This window comes from Actinoallomurus acaciae (assembly GCF_042429965.1).
Classification (GTDB): Bacteria; Actinomycetota; Actinomycetes; order Streptosporangiales; family Streptosporangiaceae; genus Actinoallomurus; species Actinoallomurus acaciae.
This window is the reverse complement of record NZ_JBHLZP010000358.1, coordinates 1-8,640: the sequence shown is the minus strand read 5'-3', so window position 1 is coordinate 8,640 and position 8,640 is coordinate 1. Positions and strand designations below refer to the sequence as shown.

The window sequence follows — 8,640 nt, the reverse complement described above, 5'->3', positions numbered from 1 at the left end:
GGACTCCTTCTCGCCGAGGTCGGCCACCAGCCGTGCGGCCTGTGCGCGGTCGCGGCTGTCGTGCCAGGCGATGAGCGGCGCGACCGGCCGGCCGTCCGGCCCGAGGAGCACCCCGGCCTCGGCCATGCCGGCCACGCCCAGGCCGATGACCTGGCCTTCGGGAGCCCGCGCCAGCGCGTCGGCGAGAGCGGCACGTACCGTGGACAGCACCCGCTCGGGGTCGGTCTCGGTCCCGAGAGACGTGGTGCGCCAGGCGAGCGGAGCGCTTCCGTGGGCGAGCTCCCGGCCTTCGGCCGTACAGACGGCGGCCTTGACGGCACTGGTCCCCACATCGAGGCCAACCAGCAGGTCGGGCACGGTGAGCCACCAATCGAAGTTGCGTTTCATCCTGGTTAATTCGGGATTACATGGTTATAGTTGGGACTCGTTGGGATCGTCAACCCCCAGTTCAGAGCTCTTTTCTCGATGGAGGCCGTGTGTCACTGACGGGTACCGGCGCGCTGGTCGACGCGGCGCGCGACGCCGGCCGCGGCGTCGGAGCGTTCAACGTGATCACCGTTGAGCACGCCGAGGGCATCGTCGCCGGTGGAGAGCTGGCGGGCGCCCCGGTGATCCTCCAGATCAGCCAGAACGCGGTCCGCTACCACGGCGGCCGGGCCGAGCCGCTCGCGGCGGCCTGCGCCCGCCTCGCCGAGACCGCCGGTGTTCCGGTCGCCCTGCACCTCGACCACGTCGACGACCTCGACCTGCTGCACCGGGCCGCGGACGCGGGCTTCGGCTCGGTGATGTACGACGCGTCGCGGCTCGGCTATGCCGACAACGTCGCCGCCACCCGCTCGGCGGCCGACTGGTCCCACGCCAACGGCCTCTGGATCGAGGCCGAACTCGGCGAGGTCGGCGGCAAGGACGGCGTGCACTCGCCGACCGCGCGCACGAAGCCGGCCGAGGCGGCGGAGTACGTCTCCGGCACCGGAGTCGACGCCCTCGCCGTCGCGGTCGGCAGCTCGCACGCGATGACCGTCAAGTCCGCGCGCCTCGACATCGGCCTGATCGACGAGATCCGCGCCGCCGTGCCGGTCCCGCTCGTGCTGCACGGATCCAGCGGCGTCCTGGACGATGACCTGCGGCAGGCCGTCGCCGCCGGGCTCACCAAGATCAACGTAGGCACCCAGCTCAACGTGGCCTTCACCGCCGCCGTGCGTGACGCGCTCGCCGACCCCGGCCTGACCGACCCCCGCAGGTACCTCCGTCCCGCACGCGACGGAGTGGCCGCCGCGGTCGCCGGCATCCTCCGCACCGTCTCCGGCGGGTGACCCGGAGACCTTCGAAGGTGGGGTACGGACCTACCCGTGCAGGCGGCGGAGTGACTGGATGGCGCCCGCGTCGGCCTGGCCGTGGCGGGTGTTGGTCCATCGGAGCAGGCTGTCGACGTCGCCCGCCGCGAGCAGCCGGGCCCGGAGCCGTTCGTGGAGGCGGGTGCGGAGCATGACCACGCCCGGGGCCGCCGACATGGGCAGCAGCGGACCGGGATAGCGGTCGAGGAGCGCGGAGGGAGCGCCCGTGGCCAGGGCGGCGTCCAGGTCGAGGAAATCGGCGGCGACCTGGCCGGTGAGCCGGTAGGGCTCCGACGCGAGCCGGTGGCCCAGGACCGAGCGGAGCCGGGTGAGCTCGGCTCGCAGCGTCACGGCCTTTCCCGCGTCTCCGTACACTTCGCGTCTGAGCTCGTCGGCGCTGAGGCCGCCCGGATTGGCGATCAGCACGGTGAGCAGCTCGCTGTGCCGTCCGCCGAGGTCGTGTGTCATGCCCGCGACCCGCAGCCGTGCCCGGTCGCGGCCGAGCGCCTCCAGCGAGAGGGCCGGGTCGGCGTCGGCCTCCTGGGCGACGAGAAGGAACGGACCGCCCGGCGCGAGCCGTTCGACGATCATGGACTGACCCGTCGGGAGGACGATCTCGCCCTCCTCGAGCGCGGCCGGCAGCCGTGCGGGCAGCCATCCCTGGGGGGCCGCGTGCACGACCTGCCCGTCCGCGGTCACGAGAGCGCTGTGCGTACCGGACCGGCGGGAGAGGCGCTCGCCGTACCGGGCGTGCGTCCGTGCCTGTTGCTGCAACGCGATCGTGCGCAGCTCGGCCTCGGCGAGCCTGGCCACCGTCGTCATCAGGGACAGCACCAGTGCGTCGGACTGCTTCGTCGCGTGGGTGAGGTCGATGGTCCCGAGGGGCGCTCCGGTCGTCGGGTCGCGGATCGGCGCGGCCGTACAGGTGTAGGCGGTGACGGCGGACAGGTAGTGCTCCGAACCCTGCACCTGGAACGGGCGGCGCAGGGCCAGCGCGGTGCCGACACCGCTCGTACCGGCGGCCTCCTCGCTCCAGCGCGCGCCCAGTACGAGGTTGACGCGCTCGGCCCGGCGCAGGTCGGCGTTGGAGCCGTCCATCCACAGGAGACGGCCGTCGGCGTCACTGGCGAAGATCAGATTGCCCGCCTCGGACGTCACCGAGCGCATGGTGTCGCACAGCATGGGCCAGACCCGGGCCAGCGGGTGTTCCCGCCGCAGATCGCTGACCAGGTCCTCGCGCAGTTCGATCGGTGGCAGGTGCCGGTCGGGCCGGACGCCGTGGCGCCGTGAGCGTTGCCAAGAGTCCCGGATCGTCTCGCGCACACCGCGAGCGTCGCCCCCGGACAAGGCGATATCGCGGTTTCGAGCCATCGATGTGCTGTCCATCCCGCTAAAAGTAGAACGCGGTTCGGTGCACTGCAACTCTGATGCAACGCCTGCCAAACCTTGGAACGGTGTACGCGGCCAGACCAGAATTCCTATTTGTGAGCATGAAGGGGGTACGTGTGGTGTGTCGGGAAACGCGGTTTCGAAAAGGGCGCCCGAAGACCGCCCTTCCGGGAAATTGTGCGCGCCGCACGGCGGCGCCTCTCGAACGCCGGACGCCTTCTCTCGCGTGATCGCCTGGGCCGCTGGCCGTGATACCGCCGGAGAAGGGGCGTCCGCCCCGCGTCGGCGGTCGGCGCATACCGCGCCGAGCAGGCAGGACCCTCCGATCCCGGGGCCCGCACCGGCCTCGGGCGCGGGGTGCGTCCTGGAGCCGTGTCACGATTCACCGCGCCTGCGGCGTCTATCGGCGTGTGGACCTCTGCCGCACGTGCTCAGTAGATAGAAAGAAGATGGCGATGACACTTGCTGCGAATGGTGATAAGCGGCTCTCGTTGGACAAGCGTGCCTTGACCCGGCGAACGAGCCTGACTCTCCCCGACGCGATGTCGCTGGATTCGTGGGTGAGCGTCGGGCAGGAGATAGCGGTTATCTCGGACGCTTCCGCATGGTGGCTCGCCGACTGGCTGATCTATGGGCGGGAGACCTATCCCGATCGTTATCGGCATGCGATCGACCGGACCGGCCTTTCTTACCAGACCTTGAGGAACTATGCGTGGATCGCCCGTGCGTTCCCGGTGTCCCGTCGGCGGGACAAGCTGAGCATGCAGCACCACGCCGAGGTGGTCACGCTGGTCGCCGAGGAACAGGATGAGTGGCTCGACCGTGCGGAGCGTCACGGCTGGTCGGTCACCGAGTTCCGGAGGCGGTTGAGAGGCCGCCCCGTGCCGCCGGACGAGGACGAGGTGTCGACGTTCGTGCTCAAGATGAACATCGACTCGGAGCGGCAGCGGCGGTGGGAGCAGGCGGCGGAGATGTCCGGCTCGGACCTGGCCTACTGGGTCTCCAAGGCCTTGGACGAGGCCGCCATCGCGGCGCTCCGGAAGGATGACGGCGGCTGAGAGGACAAAACCGGTCATGGGGCTCTGCGCGAGTCCCATGACCGGTCATCGAACCTACGCCTTCGCCGCGAGGTAGGCGGCGACCTCGTCCTGGTCCGTGGGCCGGTACTCGATCCGGTTCGCGGCCTTGTCGTACCAGAACGCGTTCCGGTCGTTGCCGACCGCGAAGCAGGAGCAGCTCAGCCCGCCGCGCGGATCGGCCTCGATCCGGTCGAGCCGATCCCCCTCGATCGGTATCTCACACGACTTGTCCCCCTCGACGGTCCCCGTCTCCAGATCGGGGTCCAGGCGCAGCTCGATCCGGAGGTCGGCGGCGTTCCTGAGCGTCTCCAGCACCTCGTGGATCCGCGCGAAGGAGGGCGCGTCGAGCGCCAGTTCGGGATGCTCCTCGGCGTTTCCCACCACGCGGACACTGTGCAGGTTGAGCCGGCTCACGCCGGCCTCCTGCAACCGGTACGCCAGGGGGATGACGTCGTCGACGTTCCAGGAGTTCACCGTCATGGTGCCGCTGGTGGTGACGCCCAGCTCGCGGGCCAGCTCCAGGCCGCGCATCGCGGAGGCGAAGCCTCCCTCCCGGCGCAGCCGGTCGTTCAGCTCCTCCATGCCGTCCAGCGACACGCGCAGCAGGTCGATGTGCCGGCCGGACTGCCGGAGCTGCTTTTCGATCCGGTAGGCGTTCGTGCAGATGTCGATCGTGAGGTCCAGGTCCTCCTTGGAGTACCGGAGCACCTCCGCGAGGTTCTTGTAGACGAACGGCTCGCCGCCCAGGAGGGTGATGGCCTGCAGGTCGTATTCGGTGCGCAGCAGGTGGAGCAGGTTCTTGGCCTCGGTGAGCGTGTAGCCGTCCCGCCATTTCAGCCGTTCTCCGTGATAGCAGAAGATGCAGTCGAAGTTGCAGCGGTAAAGCAGCTGAAGGTAAAGCATGCGAATGCGCTCGATGCCGAGTACTTCCTTGATCACAATGTGCCTCCTGTTACCGATGACGGCCGATCGGCGGTGAGTGATTCGGATGCCACCGCCGGTCATCTCTTACGTTCCGGCGTCCGGAGCGCCGGCGTCCGGTAGCTGCCACAGCAGGTCGTCGATGGGGCGCTGAACTCGGGCGGCACACCACTCCCGTGCCTCGGCGAGCCGGAGGCGGTTGCGGTGATCAACCTCGTCCCGCCGGATGTCGGCGGCGGGATCGAGCATCTCGGTCAGGCCCCACAAGGGCACCGGGACCGCGCCGCGGCGCAGTTTCGCCTCGGCCGTTCCCATTCCCACGTACATGCTGGTGGCCCCTTTTTCCAGGGCCACGTTCAACGGCTCGTAGTAGGTGATGTTGAAATAGTCGTTGCGGGCGGCGAGTTCGTAGTCGATGCCCACCGATATGCAGTACAGGCCGCTTCTGTGGCCGAGCATCAGCACGAAGGCCACCAGCCGGCCGTCGCGCCGCAGCAGGATCACCTCTCCCGCTCCGGCCATCGCGACCGCCTGCCGGCGCAGTCGCTCGGTGAGCCACTCGACGGTCCGCGGCATGCCGTGCTTGGCCTGCAGCTTGGCGAGGAGCGGGGCGATGACCGGGCAGATGTCCTCGTCGTAGGGGACGCGGACGAGTTCGGGCGAACTCTCGGCGAACGCCTTCCTCTCGCGTCCGACGTTGCGCCGCTGGAGCTTGTTGAGGCCGGCGAGGTAGGCCTCGTAGGACTCCGGTACCGGGATGACCAGTTCGAAGTCGATGAAGTGCGGCACCGCACGCGGCCACGCCGCCCGTAGCCGCGAGGCCTCGGCGACGTCGAGGTAGAGATACCAGAGCGCGCGTCTCTCCTGCTCGCGGGCGAGCGCGAGCGCCTCGTCGAGAAGGCCGCCCAGCACCCGGGTCCGTTCGGCCGCCGGGCCGTCGCCGTCGAGCAGGCCGTTCCGGTTGCCGGTACGCGCGCCGAGCACCAGCCCGGGGAACCAGCGGGAGTCCGGGTGCGCCGACTCCGGCAGCGTTCCGGCGAGGGCCTCACCCGGGCGGTACCGCGGATGCCCCTCCTTGCTGATCTCGTACGCGGGCAGCATTCCCAGGATCCGTCCCTGGTCGTCCCGCCCGACCAGATGATGCGGTCTGGAGTAGTCGTGCCGCTCGCAGAACGACAGCCACGCGTGGCCGTTGTAGAGGTGGGACCCGGCGAATATCGCCGAGTCCGCCGGCACCTCGGCCATCGACGTCACATGTTCGACTTTCACGTGGTCTCCGTTTCCGCGTCGTCAGCCGTACGAAGCCGGGCCGCGAGGTCGTAGATCGCGGCGCGGCCCGCCGAATCCCAGGTGGTGTCCACATAGGCCGCCATGCGCGCCAGGTCGGCCGGGCCGAGCGGGGACTCCTGGGTCGGCGACCGGCCGAGCGCGCGGTCCACCTCCGCCTGCCGCTCGGTGAACAGCGCGGCCCACGCGGCCTGCGCGCGTATCGCCTCCTCGACCCCGGCCGCCCGCGCCGGCGCCGTGAGGCCGAGCGAGTCGCTCAGCGCCGCCACGAGCCGGGCGAATGCCTCCAGTTCGCCGGCGTCCAGCGTGAACCCCTTGGCCGCCATCGGCACGGTCCCCGGCTCGCCGGGGACCGGCGCGAGAGAGTGCGCGAATCGCCGCAGCTGAATGCGGGTCTCCAGAAAGTAGCGGACCTTCAGCAGCTCCATTCGGGAGATCGCGTCGCCGTAGTCGAGCAACCGCTCCGCGTCGGCCGGTGTCATCTCCGCGCCGTCGTCCGTTCCCACGCCGTTCAACACGGCCTCGGCCCATTCACGGACCATGTGGGGCGGTCCGGAGCAGGCGGCGTCCTCTGACAGGAAGGCCCCCGAGTCCTCGGTCACCGCGATGAACTCCGACGGCGTCGGCACGGCCAGCGGGTCGATACCGCCGAGCAGTGCCCGTTCGGCCGTCATGTACAGGCCGATCGCGGGCTTGAACAGCGCGGAGACCTCATTCGGCACGGCCTGGACGCGGCCTCCCGCGCGGCGGACGAGAAACGCGGGAACCGCGGTGAGCGTGCGCCCGAACAGCCAGACGTGCACCCATGGCAGCCGGTCGATTCCGGTTCGCTCCAGATGGCGGCGGCGCAGTGTGATCGCGCTGCGGACGGCCACGTCCCAGTGGGCGGTGACGGTCCGGAGCCCCGAGACGTTCATCGGCCGCCCGTGCCGCGAGCCCGGATACCCGCAGCGCCTGAGCGTGACGTCGGTCTTCTCCCGCAGGGGCCGGGGGAGGGCCCGCTCGCCGAGCGCCCTGCCGTCCTCGTCGGCGTGCACGCGGGCGATGTCGGCGGCGGAGGCGAAGAACTCCGCGTACGCCTCCAGGCGGGCGGGTGGGACGTCGGGGAGAAGCGATCGCAGCATCAGGCCGTCCTCGTCTCGCGAAGTCGGTGGAGCAGGTCGGGAAGGAGGCGTTCCTCGTGTTCCCCGCCCGCCGTCATCAGCCCGAGGAGCCGTTCGTACGACGCGAGGGCCCGCTCCGCGCGTGGGGCGCTGATGAGGTCGGTGTTGAAGGACAGGGTGACCCCGAGCCCGTCCGCGCTCTCGGCCACGGTGAGCTGGTACGGGTTCTTCAGCTGTGGCGGGCTGGCCACCTCCAGTGGTTCGACCTCCAGGCCCGGCAGCCGGAGCACGGTCCCGGGGCCGGTCTCGAGGATGAACTTGGCCGTCGGCCGGCGGTACAGGTCGCGTACGTCCGCCAGCTCGTCCACCACCAGGCCGAAGGGGACGCCCTGGTGGGCGAAGACGCCCAGGCAGGTGTCGCGCACCCGGGCGAGCAGCGTCCGCAGGGAGGGCTCTCCGGACAGGTCGAGGCGGATCAGCACCGGGTTGACGAGGTAGCCGACGAGGCCCTCGGTCTCCCAGTGGGACCGGTTGGCCATCGGCGACTCGACGCAGACATCCGCCGAGCCGCTCTCGGCGCGGAGCAGCACCGCGAAACCGGCCAGCAGCGCCATGTAGGGGGTCAGGCCGTGGCGCAGGCACAGCTCGTGCAGGTCACGGCGCAGGCCGACGGAGAGCGTACACCGGACGGCCCCCGCCGCGAAGGTCGGTTCGTCCGGCGGGAGCACGTCGGGCGGAGGATCGGACCGCAGTTCGAGCCCGGCCAGTCGCCCGCGCCACCAGCCGAGCTGCTCGGAGAGCGTGTCGCCCGAGAACCGCTCCCGCTGCCAGCGGGCGAAGTCGGAGTGCTGGATGGCCGGCTCCGGCAGCTGCGGCGTGCGTCCGTCGGCGTAGGCCGCGTAGAGGTCCGCGACGTCCGCGGTCAGCACGGCGTCGCTCCAGTCGTCGATCACGATGTGGTGGAACGTGAGGATGAGGACGTGTTCTCGCGGCCCGATCGTGAGAAGGACCGCCCGCACCATCGGCGGCGTCACGAGGGGGAAGGGCCGCGCCGCCTCGGCGGCGATCGCCCGGCACACCGCGTCCTCCGCCTCTTCGCGGCCCAGGCCGCCGAGGTCCGTCGTCTCCCACGGCACCCGGGCGTCCGGCGAGATCACCGGAACCGGCGTGCCGCTCTCCTCGCGGAACGCGGTCCGGAGCACCTCGTGGCGGGAGACGAGGGCGTCCAGGGCGGACCGCAGGGCCGCCGGGTCGAGCGGCCCGCGGATGCGGAGCGGCCCGACGCAGTTGAAGAAGCTGCCCCCCGGCTGCCTGCGGTCGATCTCCCAGAGCCGCTCCTGGCCGTAGGACACCGGCAGGGGCCGATCCGGCGCGGCGGGCCGGACGGGCCGGACCGGCGCCGTCTCGCCCTGCTCGCCGAGCGTCTCCAGGTGGACGGCGAGGCTCGCGGGCGTGCGCGTGTCGAACAGCGCACGCAGCGAGACCTCGCTGCCGAGCCGGCGGCGCAGCCGCGACACGACCTGCATC

At 70.8% G+C, this 8,640-nt stretch carries 8 protein-coding genes; 2 read left to right on the top strand and 6 right to left on the bottom strand.

The genetic code is table 11. From position 1 onward, the window contains the following. Nucleotides 1-387 (bottom strand): FGGY family carbohydrate kinase (locus ACFFNX_RS34270; RefSeq protein ID WP_378210065.1); only part of this gene is annotated, 387 nt, incomplete at its 3' end. A gap of 89 nt (nucleotides 388-476) precedes the next feature. Between ACFFNX_RS34270 and ACFFNX_RS34265 the strand changes: the two genes are divergently transcribed. Further along, nucleotides 477-1,313, top strand: coding sequence for a class II fructose-bisphosphate aldolase (locus ACFFNX_RS34265; protein WP_378210063.1), 837 nt, complete (start codon nucleotides 477-479; stop codon nucleotides 1,311-1,313). A 30-nt stretch (nucleotides 1,314-1,343) separates the two neighbouring features. On the opposite strand, the gene ACFFNX_RS34260 is transcribed toward ACFFNX_RS34265, so the two are convergent. Beyond that, the gene (locus tag ACFFNX_RS34260) at nucleotides 1,344-2,705 is read right to left on the bottom strand and encodes a GAF domain-containing protein (RefSeq protein WP_512699869.1); all 1,362 of its coding nucleotides are present in this window, start codon (nucleotides 2,703-2,705) and stop codon (nucleotides 1,344-1,346) included. Between the two features lie 473 nt (nucleotides 2,706-3,178). Here ACFFNX_RS34260 and ACFFNX_RS34255 point away from each other — a divergent pair, with 473 nt between their 5' ends. Further along, nucleotides 3,179-3,781, top strand: a complete 603-nt coding sequence (locus tag ACFFNX_RS34255; RefSeq protein WP_378210060.1) for an LmbU family transcriptional regulator — start codon at nucleotides 3,179-3,181, stop codon at nucleotides 3,779-3,781. A 54-nt stretch (nucleotides 3,782-3,835) separates the two neighbouring features. Here ACFFNX_RS34255 and ACFFNX_RS34250 read toward each other — a convergent pair whose 3' ends face one another. The 4 genes from ACFFNX_RS34250 to ACFFNX_RS34235 form a co-directional block, all read right to left on the bottom strand. Continuing rightward, nucleotides 3,836-4,741, bottom strand: coding sequence for a radical SAM protein (locus ACFFNX_RS34250; RefSeq protein WP_378210058.1), 906 nt, complete (start codon nucleotides 4,739-4,741; stop codon nucleotides 3,836-3,838). 69 nt (nucleotides 4,742-4,810) lie between these two features. Beyond that, nucleotides 4,811-5,992: a GNAT family N-acetyltransferase gene (locus ACFFNX_RS34245; protein WP_378210056.1), complete on the bottom strand. Its 1,182-nt coding sequence runs from the start codon at nucleotides 5,990-5,992 to the stop codon at nucleotides 4,811-4,813. Further along, nucleotides 5,989-7,134: a hypothetical protein gene (locus tag ACFFNX_RS34240; protein ID WP_378210054.1), complete on the bottom strand. Its 1,146-nt coding sequence runs from the start codon at nucleotides 7,132-7,134 to the stop codon at nucleotides 5,989-5,991. Before ACFFNX_RS34240 ends, ACFFNX_RS34245 begins: the two co-directional genes overlap by 4 nt. Then, the coding region (locus ACFFNX_RS34235; protein WP_378210052.1) for a condensation domain-containing protein at nucleotides 7,134-8,640 on the bottom strand (1,507 nt) is incomplete at its 5' end. The genes ACFFNX_RS34235 and ACFFNX_RS34240, both read right to left, overlap by 1 nt.